This is a genomic window from Ruegeria sp. CH2 (assembly GCF_056537065.1).
Genome location: NZ_JBQFQV010000003.1, coordinates 212,012 through 234,423 on the forward strand (window position 1 = coordinate 212,012; position 22,412 = coordinate 234,423).

General features: G+C 58.4%; 18 protein-coding genes. 12 read left to right on the forward strand and 6 right to left on the reverse strand.

All coding sequences use genetic code 11. From position 1 onward, the window contains the following. Window positions 1–178 precede the first annotated feature (178 nt). The 3 genes from ACR0M9_RS07270 (at window position 179) to ACR0M9_RS07280 (ending at window position 3,800) form a co-directional block, all read left to right on the forward strand. Entirely contained in the window at window positions 179–2,314 is a 2,136-nt protein-coding gene (locus ACR0M9_RS07270; RefSeq protein ID WP_480773214.1) for a malate synthase G, read from the forward strand. A 57-nt stretch (window positions 2,315–2,371) separates the two neighbouring features. Further along, a complete protein-coding gene (locus tag ACR0M9_RS07275; RefSeq protein ID WP_480481817.1) occupies window positions 2,372–2,797 on the forward strand; it encodes a GlcG/HbpS family heme-binding protein in 426 nt (141 codons plus the stop codon). Window positions 2,798–3,020: 223 nt separating this feature from the next. Then, window positions 3,021–3,800, forward strand: a complete 780-nt coding sequence (locus ACR0M9_RS07280; RefSeq protein ID WP_480773215.1) for a gamma-glutamyl-gamma-aminobutyrate hydrolase family protein — start codon at window positions 3,021–3,023, stop codon at window positions 3,798–3,800. Window positions 3,801–3,859: 59 nt separating this feature from the next. Here the strand turns inward: ACR0M9_RS07280 and ACR0M9_RS07285 are convergent, their stop codons facing one another. Beyond that, window positions 3,860–6,100 carry a xanthine dehydrogenase family protein molybdopterin-binding subunit gene (locus ACR0M9_RS07285; RefSeq protein ID WP_480773216.1) on the reverse strand — a complete coding sequence of 747 codons (2,241 nt, stop codon included), beginning with the start codon at window positions 6,098–6,100 and terminating at the stop codon, window positions 3,860–3,862. Between the two features lie 3 nt (window positions 6,101–6,103). After that, the gene (locus ACR0M9_RS07290; protein ID WP_480773217.1) at window positions 6,104–6,568 is read right to left on the reverse strand and encodes a (2Fe-2S)-binding protein; all 465 of its coding nucleotides are present in this window, start codon (window positions 6,566–6,568) and stop codon (window positions 6,104–6,106) included. A gap of 98 nt (window positions 6,569–6,666) precedes the next feature. Here ACR0M9_RS07290 and ACR0M9_RS07295 point away from each other — a divergent pair, with 98 nt between their 5' ends. Then, window positions 6,667–7,245, forward strand: coding sequence for a TetR/AcrR family transcriptional regulator (locus tag ACR0M9_RS07295; RefSeq protein WP_480481812.1), 579 nt, complete (start codon window positions 6,667–6,669; stop codon window positions 7,243–7,245). Here the strand turns inward: ACR0M9_RS07295 and kynU are convergent. Then, window positions 7,238–8,431, reverse strand: a complete 1,194-nt coding sequence (gene kynU, locus ACR0M9_RS07300) for a kynureninase (protein WP_480773218.1) — start codon at window positions 8,429–8,431, stop codon at window positions 7,238–7,240. The two genes, ACR0M9_RS07295 and kynU, sit on opposite strands and share 8 nt — an antisense overlap. A 172-nt stretch (window positions 8,432–8,603) precedes the next feature. On the opposite strand from kynU, the gene ACR0M9_RS07305 reads away from it, so the two are divergent. The 6 genes from ACR0M9_RS07305 (at window position 8,604) to ACR0M9_RS07330 (ending at window position 15,326) form a co-directional block, all read left to right on the forward strand. Beyond that, window positions 8,604–9,053: a methyltransferase family protein gene (locus ACR0M9_RS07305; RefSeq protein WP_480773219.1), complete on the forward strand. Its 450-nt coding sequence runs from the start codon at window positions 8,604–8,606 to the stop codon at window positions 9,051–9,053. A gap of 129 nt (window positions 9,054–9,182) precedes the next feature. Beyond that, window positions 9,183–10,754: a Re/Si-specific NAD(P)(+) transhydrogenase subunit alpha gene (locus ACR0M9_RS07310; protein WP_480481810.1), complete on the forward strand. Its 1,572-nt coding sequence runs from the start codon at window positions 9,183–9,185 to the stop codon at window positions 10,752–10,754. 13 nt (window positions 10,755–10,767) lie between these two features. Continuing rightward, entirely contained in the window at window positions 10,768–12,222 is a 1,455-nt protein-coding gene (locus ACR0M9_RS07315) for an NAD(P)(+) transhydrogenase (Re/Si-specific) subunit beta (RefSeq protein WP_480773220.1), read from the forward strand. 155 nt (window positions 12,223–12,377) lie between these two features. Continuing rightward, window positions 12,378–12,734 carry a VOC family protein gene (locus tag ACR0M9_RS07320; protein ID WP_480557517.1) on the forward strand — a complete coding sequence of 119 codons (357 nt, stop codon included), beginning with the start codon at window positions 12,378–12,380 and terminating at the stop codon, window positions 12,732–12,734. 109 nt (window positions 12,735–12,843) lie between these two features. Next, window positions 12,844–14,121 (forward strand): DUF3422 family protein, encoded by a 1,278-nt coding sequence (locus ACR0M9_RS07325; RefSeq protein WP_480773221.1) that lies wholly within the window; start codon window positions 12,844–12,846, stop codon window positions 14,119–14,121. Window positions 14,122–14,189: 68 nt separating this feature from the next. Next, the gene (locus ACR0M9_RS07330; RefSeq protein ID WP_480481808.1) at window positions 14,190–15,326 is read left to right on the forward strand and encodes an MFS transporter; all 1,137 of its coding nucleotides are present in this window, start codon (window positions 14,190–14,192) and stop codon (window positions 15,324–15,326) included. Window positions 15,327–15,332: 6 nt separating this feature from the next. Here ACR0M9_RS07330 and ACR0M9_RS07335 read toward each other — a convergent pair whose 3' ends face one another. From ACR0M9_RS07335 to ACR0M9_RS07345, 3 genes are all read right to left on the reverse strand, one after another. Continuing rightward, window positions 15,333–16,313: an ABC transporter permease gene (locus ACR0M9_RS07335; RefSeq protein ID WP_267366742.1), complete on the reverse strand. Its 981-nt coding sequence runs from the start codon at window positions 16,311–16,313 to the stop codon at window positions 15,333–15,335. Then, window positions 16,306–17,313, reverse strand: coding sequence for an ABC transporter permease (locus tag ACR0M9_RS07340; protein ID WP_209504480.1), 1,008 nt, complete (start codon window positions 17,311–17,313; stop codon window positions 16,306–16,308). Before ACR0M9_RS07340 ends, ACR0M9_RS07335 begins: the two co-directional genes overlap by 8 nt. Before the next feature lie 93 nt (window positions 17,314–17,406). After that, complete coding sequence (locus ACR0M9_RS07345; RefSeq protein ID WP_480486243.1) at window positions 17,407–19,113, reverse strand: peptide ABC transporter substrate-binding protein; 1,707 nt, start codon at window positions 19,111–19,113, stop codon at window positions 17,407–17,409. A gap of 285 nt (window positions 19,114–19,398) precedes the next feature. Here ACR0M9_RS07345 and ACR0M9_RS07350 point away from each other — a divergent pair, with 285 nt between their 5' ends. Together ACR0M9_RS07350 and argE are read left to right on the forward strand one after the other, a co-directional pair. Beyond that, window positions 19,399–21,219: an ABC transporter ATP-binding protein gene (locus ACR0M9_RS07350; RefSeq protein ID WP_480773222.1), complete on the forward strand. Its 1,821-nt coding sequence runs from the start codon at window positions 19,399–19,401 to the stop codon at window positions 21,217–21,219. A gap of 4 nt (window positions 21,220–21,223) precedes the next feature. Continuing rightward, window positions 21,224–22,390 (forward strand): acetylornithine deacetylase, encoded by a 1,167-nt coding sequence (gene argE, locus ACR0M9_RS07355; protein ID WP_480773223.1) that lies wholly within the window; start codon window positions 21,224–21,226, stop codon window positions 22,388–22,390. Window positions 22,391–22,412: the final 22 nt, after the last annotated feature.

Consider the following 22,412-nt stretch of genomic DNA (forward strand, 5'->3'; position numbering starts at 1 on the left):
CGACGTTAGGGGCATCGTTCCAGAGCTGCAACTGGCCCCCGCCATTCCCTTGTTGTTTTTGAAACAGCTTCCCTTCGATCCGAATAACCCTAACGCAAAGTCGAAAGTTGCCTATCGGAAACTTTCGGCCTAAGTCACTTACGCATACAATGGCACACAATCGCGGGAGAGCAGGAAGATGAGTGGCAGACAAACCCTGAGCGGGCTGCAGATCGATCCAATACTGGCAGAGTTTATCGAGACGCGGGCATTGCCGGGTACGGGTGTGTCGGCGCAGGATTTCTGGGCGGGTCTGGCGCGACTGGTGTCTGAACTGGGGCCGAAGAACCGCGCGCTTCTGGCCAAGCGCGCCGAGATTCAAGGGCGCATCGACAGCTGGCATATTGCGCGCGAGGGTCAGAGCATTGATCCCACTGACTATCAGGCTTTTCTAAAGGAAATTGGTTATCTGGTCGAGGAAGGCGACGGGTTTCAGATCGACACGACGCATGTCGACCCCGAGATTGCGCTGACGCCGGGTCCGCAGCTGGTTGTGCCGATAACCAACGCGCGCTTTGCGCTGAACGCGGCGAATGCGCGATGGGGCAGCCTGTATGATGCGCTTTATGGCACCGATGCGATAGGCGATCTGCCAACAGGCGGTGGGTATGATGCGGCGCGCGGTGCACGGGTGATTGCATGGGCGAAAGCTTTTCTGGATGACGCTGTTCCTCTGGCTGGTGGGTCTTGGGTCGACGTGTCGGGACTGCATGTCGAAGAAGGTGTTCTTTCCCCAGCACTGGCAAACCTTGCTCAATTTGTTGGTTTCGGTGGCGCGGCAGACAAGCCGGATTTTGTGCTTCTGAAAAACAATGGCCTGCATATTCAGATCATGATCGATCCGACTGGCGCTATCGGTGCCACTGATCGCGCAGGTATCGCCGATGTCCGGCTGGAATCCGCCCTTTCAACGATTATGGACTGCGAAGACTCGGTCGCTTGTGTTGATGCGGCAGACAAGGTCGTGGCCTATGGCAACTGGCTGGGCCTGATGAAGGGTGATCTGACCGAAGACGTCACCAAGGGCGACACCACATTTACCCGCAAACTGGCAGAAGATCTGACCTTCACCACACCGACAGGTGAGCAGGCGACCCTGAAAGGTCGTTCGCTGATGCTGGTGCGGAATGTCGGCCACTTGATGACGAACCCGGCCGTTCTGGACGCCGAAGGGCGCGAGATTGGCGAAGGGCTGATGGACGCGCTCTGCACCACTCTGATCGCAATGCATGACCTGCAACGGGATGGGGGTAACTCAGTCGAAGGGTCGGTCTACGTGGTAAAGCCCAAGATGCACGGGCCGGAAGAGGTTGCCTTTGCGGTTGAGATTTTCGACATGGTCGAAGACATCCTTGGCTTGCCGCGCAACACCGTGAAGCTGGGCATCATGGATGAGGAACGCCGCACGTCGGTCAACCTCAAAGAATGTATCCGCGCCGCGAAATCGCGCGTGGCTTTCATCAATACCGGTTTCCTGGATCGCACGGGGGATGAGATTCACACTTCGATGGAGGCTGGCCCGATGCTGCCCAAGGGCGACATCAAGAACACGCCCTGGATTGCGTCTTATGAAGACCGCAATGTCGATATCGGTTTGGCCTGTGGCCTGAAAGGCAAGGCGCAGATCGGCAAAGGCATGTGGGCGATACCGGACCGGATGGGCGATATGCTGGAGCAAAAGATTAGCCATCCGCAATCTGGCGCCACCTGCGCCTGGGTGCCGTCGCCGACCGCCGCGACTTTGCACGCCACACATTACCACAAGGTCAACGTATTGGCCCGTCAGGACGAGATCGCAGCGGCGGGTGCCCGAGGAACGCTTTACGATTTGCTGACCATTCCTCTGCTGGGGGGCCGCAATCTTGGTGACGCGGAAATCTCGCGCGAGGTCGAGAATAATGCACAAGGCATTCTGGGCTATGTCGTGCGTTGGGTCGATCAGGGCGTGGGATGCTCCAAAGTGCCCGACATCAACGACATCGGGTTGATGGAAGACCGTGCGACCTGCCGGATTTCGTCTCAGGCGCTGGCCAACTGGCTGCATCATGGCATTGTCGACGAGGCACAGGTGATGGCTGCGATGCAGAAAATGGCGGCTGTTGTGGACCGCCAGAATGCAAATGATCCGGGTTATGCCCCTATGGCGCCGGGCTTTAACGGAATTGCTTTTCAGGCGGCTTGTGACCTTGTGTTCAAAGGCCGTGTGCAGCCCTCGGGCTACACCGAGCCGGTCCTGCACGCGCGCCGTCTGGAATTGAAGGCAGCCACAGCGTAATACAAAGGGGGCGATCCGCCCCCTTTCTTCTTTCGACATGCAGACACAGGAATGCACATGGAAGTTTCCCTTCGCAAAGCCCGCACCATTATCCGCAAAGCGCTTGAGAAAGGCCGCGAGATGGAGCTGAAGCCACTTTCGGTGGTTGTTCTGGACGCAGGCGGCCACGTCATCGCGTTCGAGCGTGAGGATGATGCAGCACCGGGCCGCTTTGCGATCGCGCATGGCAAGGCATATGGCTCTGTCATGCTGGGCATGGCGGGCACGGCACAGATGCAACGGGCCGAGGCGCAAGCCTACTTTATGGCGGCGGTAAACGGAGTGTATGGCGGGCAGGTCGTACCAGTTCCGGGCGGGGTCTTGCTGCGGGGTCGAAAAGGGGACGTGATCGGTGCCGTAGGGGTGACCGGCGACACGTCAGAAAACGATGCTGCCGTTGCGATGGCGGGAATTGAGGCCGCCGGGTTGGACGGCGAGATTTAAGTCCGACCATTGAGAGCAGCTCCGTCAAAGCAATGACTTGGCGCATGTTTCCGACTTGAAGTTTTAGGCGGGGAAAGCGTGCCGAGACTGGGCTGATTGTCGGGAGAAAATTTGTGCACCCCTGAACACGTCCCTGCGCTGTCACGCAGGAGGTGTATTCTTGCACGACTGTGAAGCTGCGGTTAGCTTCCTTTCCAAGGGGATGAATAACAAGGAAAGCGGAATGTCTCGACCCGTTGTTGGTATTATCGGCAACTCATACCTCATGAACGATCAATACCCGACCCATGCAGGGGGGACGATGAATTCGGACGCTGTGGCGAACGTATCGGGATGTTTGCCGCTGCTGATCCCCGCCGATCCCCGTTATGTGTCTGTTGAGGAGTTGCTGGAGGTTTGCGACGGCTTTCTTCTGACCGGCGGTCGTCCCAATGTGCATCCCGAAGAATATGGTGAACCTGCAACCGAGGCGCATGGAGAGTTTGACCGCGCGCGTGACGCGATCACCCTGCCGCTGGTTCGGGCCTGTGTGGAACGGGGTCAGCCGTTTCTGGGCATATGCCGCGGATTTCAAGAGGTCAACGTGGCCATGGGCGGAACGCTCTATCCGGAAATTCGCGATCTGCCGGGGCGGATGAATCACCGGATGCCGCCCGATGGTACACTTGAGGAAAAATTTGCGCTGCGCCACGTGGTGAAACTGACGGAAAACGGTGTGTTCCACGACTTGTTTGGTGCGCAGGAGGTCATGACCAACACGTTGCACGGGCAGGGGATCAAGTGCATCGGACAGCGTGTGGTGATCGATGGGCATGCGCCGGACGGAACGCCCGAGGCAATTTATGTCAAGGATGCGCCCGGTTTCACGCTGTCCGTGCAATGGCATCCCGAATGGGATGCGATCAACGACCCGGTTTCACGCCCCTTGTTCGAAGCCTTCGGCATGGCTGTGCGGGGATGGGCGGCGGGGATTGCCTGTCAGGCAGTTCAGAAAACAGCCTGACTTGGGCACCGGACCGTGCGGGCGCGCGACGGACCGGTGCAGGGGAAAGTAAATGGCAATCAGACCAGCAGGTTGAACTGATTGATCAGCGGCAGGCTGCGCGCGCGTTTTCCCGTCAAATCAAACAGGGCGTTGCCCAGTGCGGGCATCGAGGGGGGCGTGCCGGGCTCACCAGCGCCGCCCATATGGCGGTTGGTTTCCAGAACGCGCACCTCGACTTGTGGCGCAGTATGCATACGAAGGGCGTCATAGTCGGGGAAATTGAACTGCTCGACTTCCCCGTCGGCGAAGGTAATCTCGCCGAAACACGCGGCCGACAGGCCATACATCATGCCGCCAAACATCTGTGCCTTGACGTTTTCAGGGTCCAGCGCCAGCCCCATGTCACAGGCGATCCAGGCCTTGTGGATGCGGATGGCACCGTTTTCGTCGACCACTTCGATAACCTGAGCCACCGGAGTGCCGAAGCTGTAGGTGAAGGCCACGCCACGGCCTACACCGTCAGGTGTTTTTCCGGTCCAGTTGGACATTTCCCTGACCGCCTCCAGACATCCTGCAGATGGGGCATGTTCGGTTCTCATCATTTCTAGCCGGAAGTCCAGCGGGTCGCGCCCTGCGGCATGGGCCAATTCGTCCATGAAGGTCTCGTGGAAAAAGCCGTTGTGGCTGTTGCCGACTGAACGCCAGAAGCCCACCGGGACAGCCAGATCAGCGACGTGGCCGCTCATCCGGTAGTTTGGCACGGCATATGGCTGGTTGAAGAACCCTTCGACCAGCACTTTGTCGGGTCCGCCTCCGGGGAAGCCGGTGTAACGCTCGACCGCCTGTTGCGTGCAGGACTGCGCTGCAACCTTGCCGTCAATAAGAACGGCCTTGCCGTCCTGAACAGCGCCGCGCATCCGGGCGATGGCGCCGGGGCGGAAGTAGTCATGGCGCATGTCTTCTTCGCGGCTCCAGGTTGTCTGGACCGGTGTGCCAGGCATGGCCATGGCGACCTTGGTGGCGATTTCTCCGAAATCCAGTTCGCCCCGGCGGCCAAACCCACCCCCCAGATAGGTGGTGTGAATCTGAACAGCCTCAGTGTCCAGATTTGCGGTATTCGCAGCGCGAAAACGGATCAGCGTCGGGGCCTGATTGCCGCACCACAGTTCCAGAGCGTTTCCGGTATAGAGCGCGGTGGCATTCATCGGCTCCATCGTGGCGTGCGCCAGATAAGGCACTTGGTATTCGGCAGTGACCTCGGTTGCGCCATCCGGCGTCACGCTGACATCGCCATCATCGCGCATGGTCGAGTTCGGCGCGCCGTCAAACGCCTCTGCAATCTTTGAGAAAATACCATCGGTATCAGGTGGATATGGCGCATCGCCCCAGTCGATCTCAACAGCCTCAACCGCCTGATTGGCCAGCCATGTGTTGTTCGCGATCACGGCAACACCTGTGCCCAGATCAACAACCTTTTCGACCCCGGGCATGGATATTGCACCACTGTCGTCAAAGCTGTTCATCGCGCCGCCCAGTTTGGGGTTCATGCGCACGGCAGCAAATTTCATACCGGGCAGGCGAACATCGATACCGAACTCGGCAGTGCCTGTCACTTTGCCCACCATGTCCAGTCGCGGTTGTGTCCGTCCCAGATAACGCCATTCGGACGGGTCTCGCAAAGGTACCTCGACGGGTTCCAGTCCGGCCGCTTCCACTGCAAGATCGGTATAAGCGATCTTGTCACCGTTTGGCGTGATGACATGGCCTGAAGCTGTTTTCAGATCCGAGGGGTCGATACCCAACCGATCAGCGGCGGCGCGTTTCAGCGTTTCACGGGCCGAAGCACCGGCTTGCCGCATCCTCTCGAACCCGTCCTTCATCGAGGTGGAGCCGCCTGTGACTTGCAGGCTAAGGGCCTTGCCAAGAACCCCCAGTGCTTCACCTAAGTTGTGTTGGAAGTCCGAGATGTCGTAGCCCTTGTTTGGCAGTCCCTCGCCCATCATGGCTGAGTTGTAATAGGCGGCGGCTGCCGGACCGTGCAGAACGGTGATCTGATCCAGATCGACATCCAGTTCTTCTGCGATCAGCGCGGCCCACGTGGTTTTCACGCCCTGTCCCATCTCGGCACGGGGCGCGAACAGGGTGATGCCATTCTGATCGATCAGTACGAAGGGGTTCAGGGCCGCTTCACCTTCTTTCGGTTTCAGCGGGTTGGGGGCAGGGCGGGTGACATAATACGCGCCAAAGGCGACGCCGCCGACAATTGCGGCTGAGCCGATCAGGAACGTGCGGCGGATAATTTTGCCAACAGAAGCCATCTCTTACGCCTCCTTCAACTTGGAGGCTGCGTCGTGGATCGCGGCCCGGATGCGGGGGTAGGTGCCACAGCGGCACAGGTTTCCCTGCAACGCCTCATCGATCTCTGCGTCCGTGGGCGCAGGGTTTTCCGCAAGCAGGGCAGCGGCCTGCATGATCTGGCCCGACTGGCAATAGCCACATTGCGCCACCTGATGGTCAGCCCAGGATTGCTGGATAGTAGCCAGTGCATCTGGCGTGCCAACGCCTTCGATTGTGGTCACGTCACCCCAGACATCCGACAGCGCCACTTGGCACGAACGTACCGCCTCGCCATTGATATGAACCGTACAGGCGCCGCAAGCGGCGACGCCACAGCCAAACTTGGTGCCGGTCAGGCCAACCTCATCCCTCAGAACCCAAAGCAGGGGGACGTCATCCGGCAGGTCGATCTGATGAGGAGTTCCGTTAATCTTCAGGGCCGTCGCCATGGCGCACCTTTTGTAACTGTGGCAGGTTCTGACATAATGATTGCAAAGTGTCAGTATGTCAATTGACAAATTAAACAAAAAATGTCAGAGATCTGCGCATGAAAGATACGAGTGACGAATCCCGGCAGAAAGCGATCCTAGCATCTGCTTTTCAGGCCTTTTCCGCATACGGGTTCCGCAAGACCTCGATGGATGACATTGCGCGCGGTGCGGGGATGTCACGGCCAGCGGTTTATCTGTATTACAGGAACAAGGAAGCGATCGTTCGCAAACTGACCGAACGGCATTACGAGGAAAAGACCGCAGCGGTGGCCGAGGCGCTGAACGGTGAAGGCTCGGTTTCGGACATTGCCAGAAAGGCGATCCACGCCCAGACCGAGGGCATGGCTGCGATTTTGGCGTCGCCGCATGGGCTTGAGATGCTGGACACGACCAAATCCATGGCCATCGACATTGTCGAACGGGGCGAAGGGGAACTTGCCGCGCTTTATGCCGAATGGCTGAGGCGAGAGCAGGGTGCTGGCCGCGTTCGTCTGTTCGACACGCCTGAAGAAACGGCGAAAACACTTACGGTCACGCTGAAGGGGATCAAGCTGACTGCGTCAGACGCCGAGGAATTTGAAAGGCGCACCAACCAGTTGGCGGCCCTGATCGGGGCCGGGCTGGAAATCAGGTAACGCGCTGCCGGGTTTTGTACTCGGGCGTGTCCCAAAGCTTGTTCTGCATGACATCCGCCAGAATCCCGACTGCACGCTCGACATCGCTTTCATCGATATACAGCGGCGTGAAACCAAACCGCATTGTGTCAGGTGCGCGGAAATCTCCGACGACACCACGCGCGATCAGCGCTTGCATCGCGGCGTAGCCTTCCTTGAAGCGGAATGAAACCTGACTGCCACGCTGCTCGGGCGCGCGCGGACTGTCCAATTGCAAGTCTGGGCAGGTCGCCTCGACCTGACGAATGAAAAGCTCGGTCAATTCAATGGACTTGGCGCGCACATCCGCCATGTCGGCCATATCCCAGATGTCCATGGCCGCCGAAAGTGCGGTCATTTGGATGATCGGAGGTGTTCCAACGCGCATACGCTCAATCCCGCTTCCGGGGCGATAGTCCAGGTCAAAGGCAAAGGGCGCTTCGTGCCCCAGCCAGCCGGACAGGGCCGGGCGCACACTATCTGCAAGTCGGGGCGCAACATAAATGAACGCGGGCGCACCGGGGCCGCCATTGAGGTATTTATAGGTACACCCGACTGCGAAATCTGCATTGCACCCTGCAAGGTCGACGGGGATGGCCCCTGCGGAATGCGCCAGATCCCAAACCGTCACGACACCGTTGGCGTGGGCCAGTTCCGTCAGCGCCTTCATGTCGTGCATCCGGCCCGTGCGGTAATCCACTTCGGTCAGCATCAGGACCGCGACCTCTTCGGTGATTGCATCTGCGACGTCCTGCGGGTCGACGACGCGCAGTTCGTATGGGCTCCCAAGGGATCGCAGCAGGCCATCGACCATGTACAGGTCTGACGGAAAGTTCCCATTGTCGGAAAGCACAACCTTGCGGGTCGGGTTCAGTTCAAGGGCTGAGGACACGGCCTGATAAACCTTGATCGACAGGGTGTCGCCGGTCACGACGCTGCCTGGCTCGGCTCCGATCAGGCGGCCAATTCGATCTCCAAGCCCCATGGGAAGGCCCATCCAACCGGCTTTGTTCCAGCCGGTGATCAGCATTTGCCCCCATTCCTCGGTCAGCATGTTCTGCACACGAGACGCAGCCGTTTTAGGCAGCGGGCCCAAAGAGTTGCCGTCCAGATAAATCACGCCCTCGGGCAGGTCGAACATGGCTTTGGTTGCTGCAAAATCGGTCATGAAGGCTCACTCACTTGTGTGGTCGTCTTTTGTTGCATTTGGGGTAGCCGATCCTGACATGTCTGTCTATCGATGCGACATACTGGTCTTTTGCTAATCTGGCCGAAAAACGGTAGGACGTCGGTCAGAAGCGACATATACCCGACACTGTCGTCGTTCATGAGGGCTTAGAATGCGCTGGATAGATGTACCGCCAGTTTGGTTGATCGCTTTTGCGGTGCTGGCATGGGCACAAGCCAGATACATGGCGCTGGGCCTGTCACTTGAGAGCGGCCTGACCGACCTTCTCAGTGGAGTTCTGATCGGCGGTGGCGTTCTGATGGCCGTTCTGGCCATTGTCGAGTTTCGCCGCCACAAAACAACCGTCATTCCCCATGAGACACCGACCGCGATGGTGCAATCGGGCATCTACAAACGCAGTCGAAACCCGATCTACGTCGGTGACGTTCTGATTCTTGCGGGTTTGATTCTGCGGTTCGACGCCGTGTTGTCACTGGTTTTGGTTCCGGTCTTCGTCTGGGTGCTGGAGCGCCGGTTTATCCTGCCGGAAGAAGACCGCCTGCGCCGGCAGTTCCGCACGGATTTCGCACGCTACGAACGCAAGACGCGGCGTTGGATCTAAGGTGGCTGATTTCGTGATGTCACGTAAAAAATGCTGCACTTGCGAAATAATGTTGCGCAGGATACATCTTTGCTTAACAAAGAATACCGACCACCCGCTCGGACAGAGTAAAAATTAGGGGGACTGCCAGTGAAGATAGGCACGCCAAAGGAAATACTGGACGGTGAGAACCGGGTTGCAATGACGCCCGACTCGGCCGTGCAATTGCAGAAACTGGGCTATGAGTGCCTGATCGAGAAAGGCGCGGGCGCGGCTGCCGGTTTTTCGGATGCCGCATACGAGGCCGTAGGCGTTGAGGTGGTCAAGACCGCAGCGTCGCTGTGGAAGACTGCGGATATCATTGCCAAGGTTCGGATCCCGACTGAGGCCGAACTGAAACGGTTGACCAAGGGCAAGACCCTGATTTCGTTCTTCAATCCTGCGGGCAACGAAGAAGGAATGGAGCTGGCCAAATCCAAGGGCGCCAACGTGATCGCCATGGAGATGGTGCCACGCATCTCGCGCGCGCAGAAGATGGACGCGCTGTCGTCGATGGCAAATATCGCAGGCTATCGCGCCGTGATCGAGGCAGGCAACAACTTTGGCCGTTTCTTCACCGGCCAGGTGACCGCCGCCGGTAAAGTTCCTCCTGCCAAGGTGCTGATCGTTGGGGCCGGTGTGGCCGGTCTGGCCGCAATCGGGACGTCCACGTCGCTGGGCGCGATCACCTACGCGTTCGACGTGCGCCCTGAAGTGGCCGAACAGGTCGAATCGATGGGGGCTGAGTTCGTCTATCTGGACTTCGAAGAAGAGCAGCAGGACGGCGCGGCCACAGGCGGGTATGCCTCGGTCCAGTCGGAAGAATTCCGCAACGCCCAGCTGGCCAAGTTCCGCGAACTTGCGCCCGAGATGGACATCGTTATCACCACCGCCCTGATCCCCAACCGTCCGGCGCCCAAGCTGTGGCTAGAGGATATGGTCAAGGCGATGAAGCCGGGTTCGGTCATCATCGACCTTGCAGCCGAGCGTGGCGGTAACGTCGAAGGCACCGTGCCGGATGAGAAAGTTGTCACCAACAATGGCGTGACCATAATCGGTTATACCGACTTCCCCAGCCGGATGGCGGCACAATCCTCGTCGCTTTATGCCACCAACATCCGTCACATGATGACAGACCTGACGCCCGAAAAGGACGGTCAGATCAATCACAACATGGAAGACGATGTGATCCGCGGCGCGACCGTGACGCATGAAGGTGAAATCACCTTCCCGCCACCGCCGCCCAAGATTCAGGCGATCGCCGCACAGAAAAAGCCCGAGGTCAAGGAACTGACCCCGGAAGAGAAAAAGGCGCAGGAGATTGCGGCCTTCAAGGCGCAGACCAGGCAGCAGTTTACATTGTTGGGTGTCGGCGGTGCGCTGATGCTGCTGGTGGGGCTGGTTGCCCCGGCCAGCTTCATGCAGCATTTCATCGTCTTCGTGCTGGCCATTTTCGTGGGCTTCCAGGTGATCTGGAATGTCTCGCACAGCCTGCATACGCCGCTGATGGCGATCACCAACGCGATCTCGTCGATCATCATCGTTGGGGCCTTGATGCAGATCGGATCGGGGTCGTTCCTGGTCATTCTGCTGGCGGCACTGTCTGTCTTCATGGCCGGGATCAACATCTTCGGCGGCTTCCTCGTAACCCGGCGCATGCTCGCCATGTTCCAGAAATCTTAAGGAGGCCGGGCACATGGAATTTGGCTTCACCACTGCCGCCTATGTTGTTGCGGCTGTTCTGTTCATCCTTTCCCTTGGCGGGTTGTCGAACCAGGAAAGCGCCAAGCGCGCGGTCTGGTACGGCATCGTCGGTATGGCGCTGGCGGTCTTTGCCACGCTGGTTGGCCCCGGTTCTGGGCTGTGGCTGCTGTCGATCCTGCTGATCATTGGCGGCGGTCTGATCGGTCAATACGTGGCGCAGCGCGTCCAGATGACCGAGATGCCGCAGCTGGTGGCCGCGATGCATTCACTGGTCGGTCTGGCGGCTGTGTTCGTCGGCTTCAACGCGCATTTTGAAATCGGCAACGTGGCACAAGTCATGGCAATTGCGGATACGGCGAAAGAGGCGGATCTGCATGATCTGGGCACCTTTGCCAAACTGATCGCCAAGAAGACGCCGGCCGAACTGGCAATCCTGCATGTGGAACTGTTCCTTGGCATCTTCATTGGTGCGATCACCTTTACCGGCTCGGTCGTGGCCTATGGCAAGTTGGCGGGTAAGTTGACTTCGGCGGCGACAAAGCTGCCCGGTGGTCATGCGCTGAACGCGGCGGCAGCGGGTCTCTCGCTGATCTGTCTGATCTGGTACACTGCGTCTGGCGGGCTGTTGCCGCTGATCCTGATGACCCTGGCGGCGCTGTTCATCGGTTATCATCTGATCATGGGTATCGGTGGCGCGGACATGCCGGTGGTTGTGTCGATGCTGAACAGCTATTCGGGCTGGGCCGCGGCGGCGATTGGTTTCTCGCTGGGCAATGACCTGCTGATCGTGGTCGGTGCGCTGGTGGGCTCAAGCGGTGCGATCCTGTCCTACATCATGTGCAAGGCGATGAACCGTCACTTTGTCAGCGTGATCCTGGGCGGCTTTGGCGGCACTTCCGGTCCGCAGATGGAAGTTGAAGGCGAGCAGGTGGCCATCGAGGCGGATGGCGTTGCTGCTGCCCTGAACGATGCCGACAGCGTGATCATCATCCCCGGCTATGGGATGGCGGTTGCGCAGGCACAGCAATCGGTCAGTGAACTGGTCCGTAAGCTGCGCGCCAAGGGTAAAGAGGTACGTTTTGCGATCCACCCGGTCGCGGGTCGTTTGCCGGGCCATATGAACGTGCTGCTGGCCGAGGCGAAGGTGCCCTATGACATCGTTCTGGAAATGGACGAGATCAATGACGACTTCCCGGATACGGATGTGGCCATCGTTATCGGCTCGAACGACATCGTGAACCCTGCGGCGCAGGAAGATCCCAACAGCCCCATTGCCGGTATGCCGGTTCTGGAATGCTGGAAGGCCAAGCAGGTCTTCGTGTCAAAACGTGGTCAGGGTACGGGGTATTCGGGTATCGAAAACCCGCTGTTCTTCAAGGAAAATACCCGCATGTTCTATGGCGACGCCAAAGCGTCGCTGGATAAGCTCCTGCCGATGATCGAGTGATTAACCGGTCTGATCCAATTGCAAAGGGCGCCTTTGGGCGCCCTTTTCTTTTTTTGTGCTGTTGGGGGCTTTGCCCCCAAACCCCCAGGATATTTATGGCCAGATGAAGCAGGCGGGTTGTGATATACTCGATGCACGTGTGGTAGGAGCGAAACATGCAGAAAGTGAACGGTATTGGGGGCGTATTCTTTCGGGCCAGTGATCCCGAGGAATTGAGCCGTTGGTACGAAGAACATCTGGGCGTAAACCACTATGATCCGGTGCCCTGGAAGCAGCGCGAAGGGTATACGGTGTTTGCGCCGTTCGCGCAGGACACCGAGTATTTCGGAAACCCGGATCAGCAATGGATGATCAATTTTCGGGTCGACGATCTGGGCGCGATGATACAGCAGCTTGAAGCTGCCGGAATCGCTGTTGAGACCCGCCCCGACTGGGACAGTGAAATCGGAAAGTTCGCGCGACTTCACGATCCGGAAGGAAATCCGATCGAGCTGTGGCAGCCAAATCAATGAGATAGTCGGTTTGTATACCTTTGTATTCGTGTAAGTATATGAAATAAAATAAGAATTGATGTCTCCGAGTTGTGACGTATAGTGCGGACACCGCTATCGGAGCCTCGGAATGACGCCAATCGATGATCACCCGCTGCGCTATGCGCTGGCCAATGAACTTCATGCCCGCCCGTTTCCGGCCGCCGATACGCCGTGCACGGTCGCATTTATTGCGATCAAGAAGCCTGAAGCAGCCGTCGCTCGGGACCGCAATCAGGATATTGCGCATCTGATCGATCTGCTTGACCGGCATGGGGCGCAACATCCGCAGCCGGGGGCCACGCATTATGCCGGGCAGATAGGACGCCATTGGCTGAAATGGGAGCAGCACACAGAGTTTGTCACCTATACGGCGATTGTGCCGAACGTCAGCGGCCGCCCCTTCAACCCGGCTGATTTCGAAGTGTTTCCCCCAGATTGGCTGATGGCCAGCCCGGGCCAGAGGATCACTTCGCTGCTAATGCGGGTGGTACCGCGCCCGGAAGATGCAGCTGTAAAGGTCGCTCTGGCTGATTGGTTCGAACCTGAAAGTCTGGCGGTGTCGCGGGTGTTGGATGCTTCGGCGATTTGCGCCAGTGATTTCCGTATCGACCCGGCTGGTCACATGCGTTTTGCCCTGTTCGTGACCGAAGGCACGGGCACGCGCCGAACAGGGCGTATTATCCAGCGGCTGTGCGAGATCGAGACATACAAGGCGATGTCGATGCTTGGCTTTGCCCGCGTCAAACAATTGGCCCCCCGGATCGAGGAACTGGACGCCCAGCTGGCGAAGCTGATGGTTGAAATGACAGATGACACCACACCACCAGATGCGCTGTTGCCTCAATTGCTGGCCACATCGACCGAGCTCGAGACCATATCGGCCCGCAGTTCGTTCCGGTTTGGGGCAACCGGCGCTTACGAGGCGCTGGTGAATCAACGGATCGACGTCCTGCGCGAGGAAAGGTTCGAAGGTGGTCAAAGCTTTGCCGATTTCATGATGCGCCGTTATGATCCTGCGATCCGTACCGTGAAATCAACAGAACGCCGCCTGCAGGCGCTGTCTGACCGGGCCATCCGTGCGGGTGAGTTGTTGCGCACTAGGGTGGACGTCGAGCGGAGTGCACAAAATCAGGCCCTGCTGGAAAGCATGGATCGTCGGGCCGATCTTGCCTTGCGCTTGCAACACACGGTCGAGGGGCTTTCTGTGGTGGCCATCAGTTATTATGCGGTCTCACTGGTTGGCTATCTTCTGTATCCGTTGACGGCCACCGGTATAAGCAAGGGAACGCTGACGGCGGCGGCGACGATCCCGGTAGTGGCGGGCGTATGGTTCGCCGTTCGGCGCATCCGCAAACGCCTGGGGTAAGCTGCAATTGCCAATTTGCGCCCAACCTGTAGAACGGGTGGGGCGGGCAGACAGCACGAGGTTCTCTGTTGATTGGTGTTTTCTCGGCATGGCGGGCAGTTGCGGCCATGTTCATCCTGAACGGGGCCTTGTTTGGCATCTGGGCCTCGCGCATTCCGGCCGTGCGCGACCGGTTGGACTTGTCTCATGACGCGTTGGGGTACGGGTTGTTGTTCATGGCGGCCGGGGCCGTCTGTTCCTTTCCGGTCACAGGGCGGTTGACGGATCGGAATGGCGCTGTTGCGATTACCCGGATTGTGGCCGTTCTGTACACGCTGTCGCTGGTTCTGCTTGCTGTGGCTGGCGGGTTTTGGGCGCTGGCGTTTTGTTTGTTTGTTTTCGGCGCGTTCCACGGATCGATGGATGTGGCAATGAATGCCTGGGCCGCCGAAGTCGAGCAGGCTTATGACAAACCCGTAATGTCATCATTCCACGCCATGTGGAGCCTTGGGGCCGGTCTTGGCGCGCTCAGCGGATATGTGGCTGTTCAGATGGGGCTGACGGTTCTGGTGCACTTCCTAGTGGCGGGTGGCGCGGTTGTCGCCTTCGCGCTGGCCTTGTCGTGGGTGCGCTGGACGTCGAAACGGTCCGATCGGCCGCAAAGCTCGGTTTTTGCTTTGCCCTCGGGCGCGCTGATACTGGTCGGATTCGCCGCCATGTGTGGTGCATTGGGTGAAGGCGCCGTCGCGGACTGGAGCGCGATTTTCCTGCGAGACGTGTCCGGTGCGCCCGAAAGTGTTGCCGCATTGGGCTATGCCGTGTTTTCCGTGGCGATGGTTGCGTTTCGACTTGCAGGTGCTGTTGTCATCACTTGGTTTGGTCCTGCCGCCACGGCTCGGTTTGGCGGGATCTGCGCGGCACTGGGCGTTTTCGTTGTGGTTTCTTCGGTCGTGCCCTTGCCCGCATTGGCGGGGTTTGCGCTGATGGGTATAGGGTATGCGGTGATCATGCCGCTGGCGTTCAGCCGTGCAGCCAGCGATCCGCATGTGCCGCCGGGGCAAGCCATCGCGAGTGTAGCTACGCTGGGATATGGCGGGCTGTTGATTGGGCCGCCGCTGATCGGATTTTTGGCGGAACTGTTCGGCCTGCGTCTGGCGTTCGCCGTGCTGTTGCCATTGGCCGTTCTGATCGTGCTGTTGGCCGGCGCGCTGAAGCGCGCCGACTAACTTGTTTCAGCGTCCGCGAATGCGGGGATCCAGCGCGTCGCGCAGACCATCACCCAGATAGTTGACGCTCAGAACAGTCAGCGAGATTGCCAGACCGGGCCAGAATACACGCTCGGGGTATTGCTGAAGATAGTCGACACCATCAAACAACAGGCGGCCCCATGTCGGGAAGTCGGGCGGGAAGCCCAGCCCAAGGAAGGACAGCGCGCTTTCGGTGATGATCGCTGTGGCAATCCCCAGTGTTGCCGACACCATGATCGGCGAAAGAACGTTCGGCAGGATATGCCGCGTGATGATCTGGCTGTTGCTGGTGCCGATGGAGCGTGCGGCCAGAACGAATTCACGTTCCTTGATGGCCAGGACGTCACCGCGCACGATCCGTGCAGTCGGCATCCATGAGGTGATGCCGATGGCGCAGACGATCAGGATGAAGATCCCGCGCTCCAGCCCGAAAGCCGCTGACAGGGGCTCGCGGAACAGAAGCATCATGACCAGCAGCAAAGGCAGCAGGGGCAGGGCCAGAAACAGGTCGGTCAGGCGCATCAGCGGCCCATCGAGCCGCCTGAAGAATCCCGCCAGAACGCCGATGAACGAACCCAGAAACAGCGCCAGCAACATTGCGGTTATGCCAACCGAGACTGAGGTTTGACCACCCGACATCATGCGCGCAAGAATGTCGCGACCCAATTGGTCGGTGCCAAAGGGATGCGCCCAACTGGGCCCCTGATTGCGCGACCGGATATCGATCTGGGTTGGATCAATGCTCCACAGATACGGGCCCAGATAGACACCGGCAACGATGATGATAAACAGGATCGCCCCGACCATTGCGCCTTTGTGGGTCTTGAACTGATCCCAAACATCGCGCCATTGGCTGCGGGGAGGGGTGGCCAGTTCTTCCATCACGTCGGCTGTCGGCAAGGCGGTTGAAGCTGGTGCAAGTCCTTCGTCCGGGACCAGCGTATCGGTACGATCATGATCAGTCATATCGAATCCTCGGGTCCAGAATGCCATAAAGTACGTCAGCGATCAGGTTGAACAACACGATCAGTACGGCGAAAATAAAGGTCAGGGTTTGCACCATCGGCAGATCATTGGCCTGAATCGCGCCGATCAGCAACTGCCCGATTCCGTTCACCTTGAACACCTGCTCGGTGATGATGGCGCCACCAAAGATGGACGGAATACCCAGCGCGATCACGGTGACCACCGGGATCATCGAGTTTCGCAGGACGTGAACCATGACCACGGTATATTCGCTGAGACCCTTGGCGCGGGCGGTGCGAACGTAATCCTGATTGAGGTTATCCAGCATGGACGCGCGCATGAACCGGCTGAGCTGCGCGGTGATCTGCAAGGCCAGAACCATGACCGGCATGATCATCTGTTTGAGCTGCACAACAAAACTGTCCCAGCTGTTGACCACCAGCGTGGTGTCATAGATCGACGGGAACCAGCCCAACTGAACCGAAAAGATCACGATTACCAGCACGCCCGAGAAAAACGGCGGGACCGAGAAGCCGACCATTGACACGAAGGTACCCATCTGGTCGAACCAGGAATATTGGCGGTAAGCCGAGTAGATGCCGATGGGCAGCGCGATCAGGATGGCGACCACATAGGCGGTGCCGACAACCCACAAGGTCTGCGGGATACGCTGAACAACTATGTCCATGACCGGCGAGCGGGTCTGCCATGAAATCACGCGCAGGTCGCCTTCGGAGAAGGTTGTACCGAATACAGAGTCGACCAATACCTGTGGTTCTATCCAGAAGAACTGCACGATCCATTTCCAGAACCGGATATGCATCGGCTGGCCGAGGCCAAGCGCCTCGCGCATCTTCTCTTTGACTTCCGGGGGAACGGTGAGTGGAACCTGTGCCATCGGGTCGCCAGGGGCAAGCTCGAGCAGCAGGAAGATGACGAGGCTGATGAACAGCAGTGTGGGCACGGCCAACACCAGTCGTCTGATTGTAAAGTTGAGCATTCAAAGGCGCCTTTGTTGATGCGTCTTCTTGTTGGAGCGGCCTGCAAATGACCGCGCCCCGAAGATCGGGGCGCGGCTTGGCAGGTTTAACGCTTAGGACCCGGTCTTGCGGTACCAGTCCGCAACGTTCCAAAGCTCGCTGTCCCAAGTGTTCAGGATCACGCCACCCAATGTGTTGGAATGTGCAGAGACCCGTCCACGATCAACCAGCGGAACCACGACATAGCTGTCCTTGGTCAGCATATCGTTGAGTTTACGGGCAATTTCGCCACGCTTTTCAAGCTCGCCAGTGCGGCCCAGTTCGGCCACCAACTTGTCGTACTCGGCATCACAATAGCGGTTGATGTTCTCGCCCTGCCACTGGCTTTCCGGTTTGGGTGCTTTGTCGCAGGTGTGCTGCGCAAGATAGCTTTCCGGATCGGTGCCATCGAAGTTGTTGGCGTACATTTCAACGTCTGCATAGAAACGCTGGAACGTGTCCGGGCTGCCCGGGTCACCACCAAAGAAGACCGACGCGTTGATGTTGCGCAGCTCGGTTTCGACACCGATCTGGCTCCACCATTCCTTGATCAGCGCCTGGAAGTCCTGACGAACGGCGTTGGTCGAGGTTTGATAGACCAGCGACAGTCTTACACCATCCTTGGCGCGGACACCGTCAGCACCTTTCACCCAACCGGCTTCTTCCAGCATCTGGTTCGCGCCGTCGATGTCCTGTGTCAGACATTCGGTGTTGTCGCTTGCGTACAATGCCGGGGCCGGTACCAGGTTGCAGGTCGGGCGACCGGCTTGGCCGTAGCCAATCTCAACCAGCAGATCACGGTCGATTGCCATCGACAGTGCCTTGCGAACAGCCAGTTCCGACAAGGCCGGGTGCGGATGTTTTGCGGTTGAACGTTCACCTTCAGGCAGGCTGGGGGACGGATCCGTCATGTTCATTTCGATCCGTTCAACCAAGGTCCCGAACGCCGCGATCGGAGTACCCTTGCCGCCTTCTTTCATCTGCTCGATGACTTCGGGCGCCAGTTGCAGGTTCCACGCATAGTCGAATTCGCCGGTTTCCATCACAGCACGGCCAGCCGCTGTCGCATCGCCGCCACCTTTGAAGGTCAGCGTGGCAAAAGCGGGCTTGTTCGGGTCACGATAGTTCGGGTTGGCCGACATGGTGATCACGTCGTTTGGCTTGAATTCGTCCACCACAAACGGGCCGGTTCCGATCGGGCCAAAGTTCTGATCTGTACATTCGGGCGCCTTGGAGCCCATGCAGTTCTGAAACTGGGCCATCTGGATAATTGGCGACTGGCCACCCATGAATGGGCCATAGGGGTTCGGCTTTGGTTCGGCAAAGTTGACCTTGATAGTCAAATCGTCGATTGCCTCGACGCTTTCGACGCCTTCAAACTTGGCAAGCTGGGCGCAACCACCTTCCGGATGCATGCAATAGTCGGCGGTGAATTTCACGTCGGCCGACGTCACGGGCGATCCATCGGACCAGACCAAACCGGATTTCAGTTTCCACGTGATCGATTTCAAATCCGATGAAACACCACCGTTTTCCACGGTCGGGATATCCTCGGCGAGATAGGCTACAAGGTTCCCGTCTTGGTCATAGCGACCGAGCGGCTCAATCACCAACGAAGCCGATTCGATATCCTTGGTGCCCGAGGACAGGTACGGGTTCAGGATCGACGGAGCCTGCCAGTAAATGATGCTGACATTGCCGTCCGATCCACGCTCGGCCATAGCCACAGGGGCCATCGCCGTGCTTGCAATCGCACCAAGCAAAAGGGTTTTGATTTTCATAAGTTACTCCCAAGTTGGACACGTTCGTGTCTCGATTATCTCCGCAAGGCCTGCGGGTTTGGCGTTGCCGCCCCAAGGTAAGGTTCTGATCAACAAAGATAATAGCGCTAACGATTTCGGTCTGCGCCGCCTCCCCAGGTCGGTTACATGGCGTATCGAAACAGAACCTGAGAAAAATGCAAGTAGTGCCGTCGCGAAAATGTGTAATGGGTTTGACTTTTCCCGGCGGCCCGCCTTAGCGTTCGGAATTCAGAAAAAGAATACCGTCGTCAAGGGAGCGCGCGCGTGCTGGATCAGCCTATTGCACAGATTAAAAAACTGCGGGTGGAGTTTCAGACGAAGGATGGCCCCGTTGTCGGTGTTGAGGATGTCTCGTTCGAGGTCAAACCGGGTGAAACCGTTTGTATCGTTGGCGAATCGGGGTCTGGAAAATCGGTTTCGTCGCTGTCGCTGATGCGGCTGGTCGAGTTCGGTGGGGGTGAAATCGCGGGTGGTGAACTTCTGTTTGATCGCCGCGATGGGGGCGAGATGGACCTGTCCAAAGCCGATCCGGATCTGATGAAACAGATTCGCGGCAACGAGATCGGGATGATTTTTCAGGAGCCGATGACGGCGCTTAATCCGGTTTTCACCGTTGGTCGCCAGTTGACCGAAGGTCTGCGCATCCACAAGCAGATATCAAAGGCACAGGCCGAGGACCGGGCGCTTGAGTTGCTGCGCCAGGTTCGCATCCCCGAGCCCGAGCGTCGTCTGAAACAATACCCGCACGAGCTGTCGGGCGGGATGCGCCAGCGTGTCGTCATCGCGATGGCCATGGCCTGCGAACCCCGCCTGCTGATCGCCGATGAACCAACCACAGCGCTGGACGTGACCATTCAGGCCGAGATCCTGGCCCTGATGGATCGCCTCAAGCGCGAAACCGGAACTGCGGTGATGTTCATCACCCACGACATGGCCGTGGTTGCCCAGATGGCTGACCGTGTTGTTGTCATGTATCGCGGCAACAAGGTCGAAGAGGGGACCGTCAAGGAAATCTTTGAAAACCCGCAGCATGATTACACCAAGGCCCTTTTGGCCGCAGTACCGAAGCTGGGTGAAATGCAGGGCAAGTCGGCACCTGAACCGATGAAGTTGCTGGGTGTCGAGGGGCAGAAAATTGCGCCCATTCCCGGAACCGAAGAAGTTTTGTTGACCGTAAAGAACCTGACCACGCGGTTCCCGGTCAAAGGTGGTCTTCTGCGGCGCACGATCTCGAACGTTCATGCGGTCGAGGATGTGTCATTCACACTGAACAAAGGTCAGACACTCAGCCTTGTGGGCGAATCCGGGTGCGGAAAGTCCTCGGCCGGGCGTTCGATCCTGCGGCTGGTCGAGCCGATGGCGGGCGAGGTCAATCTGGACGGTGTCGATATCATGAAGCTGGACCCGTCCGGCCTGCGCAAGGCGCGGCTGGACATGCAGATGATCTTTCAGGACCCGTTCGCCTCGCTGAACCCACAGATGCAGCTGGTCGATCAGGTTGCCGAGCCGATGCGCAACTATGGCGTGGCGTCGGGATCCGAATTGCAGGACCGCGTCGCGCAATTGTTCGACAAGGTGCAGCTGCCGCGCAGCTTCATGCGTCGTTTCCCGCATGAAATGTCCGGGGGACAGCGTCAGCGGATCGCGATTGCCCGCGCACTGGCCCTGAACCCCAAGCTGATCATCGCGGATGAGGCGGTCTCGGCCCTCGACGTGTCGGTTCAGGCGCAGGTTCTGAACCTGATGATGGAGCTGCAGTCCGATCTGGGGCTGTCCTATCTGTTCATCAGTCATGACATGGCCGTGGTTGAACGTGTCAGCCACTATGTCGGCGTTATGTATCTGGGCCGCATTGTGGAACTGGGCCCGCGTGCACGTGTGTTTGAAAACCCGCAACACCCCTATACGCAGGCATTGATGAAGGCAGTTCCAATTGCTGATCCGAACAAGCGAAAGACTGAAAAAGACCTGAACTTCAAACCGATCCCGTCACCGATCCATCCTGTCGATTACAAACCGGAACCCTCGCAATATCAAGAGGTTGAACCGGGTCACTTTATCCTGACCACAGACAGTGGGTACTGACACGATGGCCAAGCGCCTGACGCCGCTTGAGATCATGACCAAGCTGATCTCATTCCCAACCGTGAGTCGTGACACCAACCTGCCGTTGGTCGACTGGGTGGAAGAATACCTGCAAAGCCATGGGATCACGTCGCACCGCTGGCCTGATCCGGATCAGCCGCATAAGGCGGCGATCTTTGCGCATGTTGGCCCTTTGGAAGAAGGCGCAGTTGTGCTGTCCGGGCACACGGATGTCGTACCGGTTGACGGGCAACCCTGGGACACCGACCCCTTCACCGTGACCGAGGAGGACGGCAAATATTTCGGACGCGGCACCTGTGACATGAAGGGATTTGATGCGCTTGCCATCTGGGCGCTGGTCGAGGCGCATTACGCACGTGTGAAACGACCGCTCCAACTTGCGCTGAGTTTTGATGAGGAAGTCGGGTGCACCGGAGCGCCGCCAATGATCGAGGCGATGCAGGGCGTTCTCCCCAAAGGCTCGGCGGTGGTTGTGGGCGAGCCATCGATGATGCAGGCGGTGACGGGTCACAAGGGTGGGTTCGGCTTTGACACCCATATGGTCGGGTTCGAAGTTCACAGCTCGATCATGCACACAGGCGTCAACGCCATCATGGCGGCGGCCCCGTTGATCGACTGGGCCAACCAACAGAACGCGCGAAACATGGCGACGCAACCCAGTACCGTTGCTGCCGTGTTCGATCCACCCTGGACAACCTGCCACGTCGGTATGATTGAAGGCGGAACAGCCCATAACATTACCGCCAAAGACTGCCGGTTCATGATGGATTTCCGGACTGTGCCCGATGAAACGCAGGCCCAATGGCGCGATGCCTATTTCGAACAGGTTCGGCAAGTTGAGGCTCAGATGCAGGCCGTTCACCCGGATACCCGCATCGAACTGACTGAAAACTTCGCGATTCCGGGGTTGATCCCGGAAGAGGATGGTGAAGCCGAAGCTCTGGTACGCGCCCTGACCGGAGACAACGCAAGCCATGTGGTCAGTTATGGGACCGAGGCAGGCCAATTTCAGGAGGCCGGGTATTCTGCCGTGATATGCGGACCCGGAGACATAGCGCAGGCCCATCAGCCGAATGAGTTCATTACGATTGAACAATTCGAAGCCGGTCATAAATTCATGCAGCGATTGGTTGAAAAACTATGCGTCTAGCCCGGTGTAATACGGTGCCAGC

Excerpts from the sequence above, each read along its gene's own strand:
- ACR0M9_RS07270 (WP_480773214.1), top strand. The coding sequence starts at position 179 with ATGAGTGGCAGACAAACCCTGAGCGGGCTGCAGATCGATCCAATACTG.
- ACR0M9_RS07275 (WP_480481817.1), top strand. The coding sequence starts at position 2,372 with ATGGAAGTTTCCCTTCGCAAAGCCCGCACCATTATCCGCAAAGCGCTT.
- ACR0M9_RS07280 (WP_480773215.1), top strand. The coding sequence starts at position 3,021 with ATGTCTCGACCCGTTGTTGGTATTATCGGCAACTCATACCTCATGAAC.
- ACR0M9_RS07285 (WP_480773216.1), bottom strand. The coding sequence starts at position 6,100 with ATGGCTTCTGTTGGCAAAATTATCCGCCGCACGTTCCTGATCGGCTCA.
- ACR0M9_RS07290 (WP_480773217.1), bottom strand. The coding sequence starts at position 6,568 with ATGGCGACGGCCCTGAAGATTAACGGAACTCCTCATCAGATCGACCTG.
- ACR0M9_RS07295 (WP_480481812.1), top strand. The coding sequence starts at position 6,667 with ATGAAAGATACGAGTGACGAATCCCGGCAGAAAGCGATCCTAGCATCT.
- kynU (WP_480773218.1), bottom strand. The coding sequence starts at position 8,431 with ATGACCGATTTTGCAGCAACCAAAGCCATGTTCGACCTGCCCGAGGGC.
- ACR0M9_RS07305 (WP_480773219.1), top strand. The coding sequence starts at position 8,604 with ATGCGCTGGATAGATGTACCGCCAGTTTGGTTGATCGCTTTTGCGGTG.
- ACR0M9_RS07315 (WP_480773220.1), top strand. The coding sequence starts at position 10,768 with ATGGAATTTGGCTTCACCACTGCCGCCTATGTTGTTGCGGCTGTTCTG.
- ACR0M9_RS07320 (WP_480557517.1), top strand. The coding sequence starts at position 12,378 with ATGCAGAAAGTGAACGGTATTGGGGGCGTATTCTTTCGGGCCAGTGAT.
- ACR0M9_RS07325 (WP_480773221.1), top strand. The coding sequence starts at position 12,844 with ATGACGCCAATCGATGATCACCCGCTGCGCTATGCGCTGGCCAATGAA.
- ACR0M9_RS07335 (WP_267366742.1), bottom strand. The coding sequence starts at position 16,313 with ATGACTGATCATGATCGTACCGATACGCTGGTCCCGGACGAAGGACTT.
- ACR0M9_RS07340 (WP_209504480.1), bottom strand. The coding sequence starts at position 17,313 with ATGCTCAACTTTACAATCAGACGACTGGTGTTGGCCGTGCCCACACTG.
- ACR0M9_RS07345 (WP_480486243.1), bottom strand. The coding sequence starts at position 19,113 with ATGAAAATCAAAACCCTTTTGCTTGGTGCGATTGCAAGCACGGCGATG.
- argE (WP_480773223.1), top strand. The coding sequence starts at position 21,224 with ATGGCCAAGCGCCTGACGCCGCTTGAGATCATGACCAAGCTGATCTCA.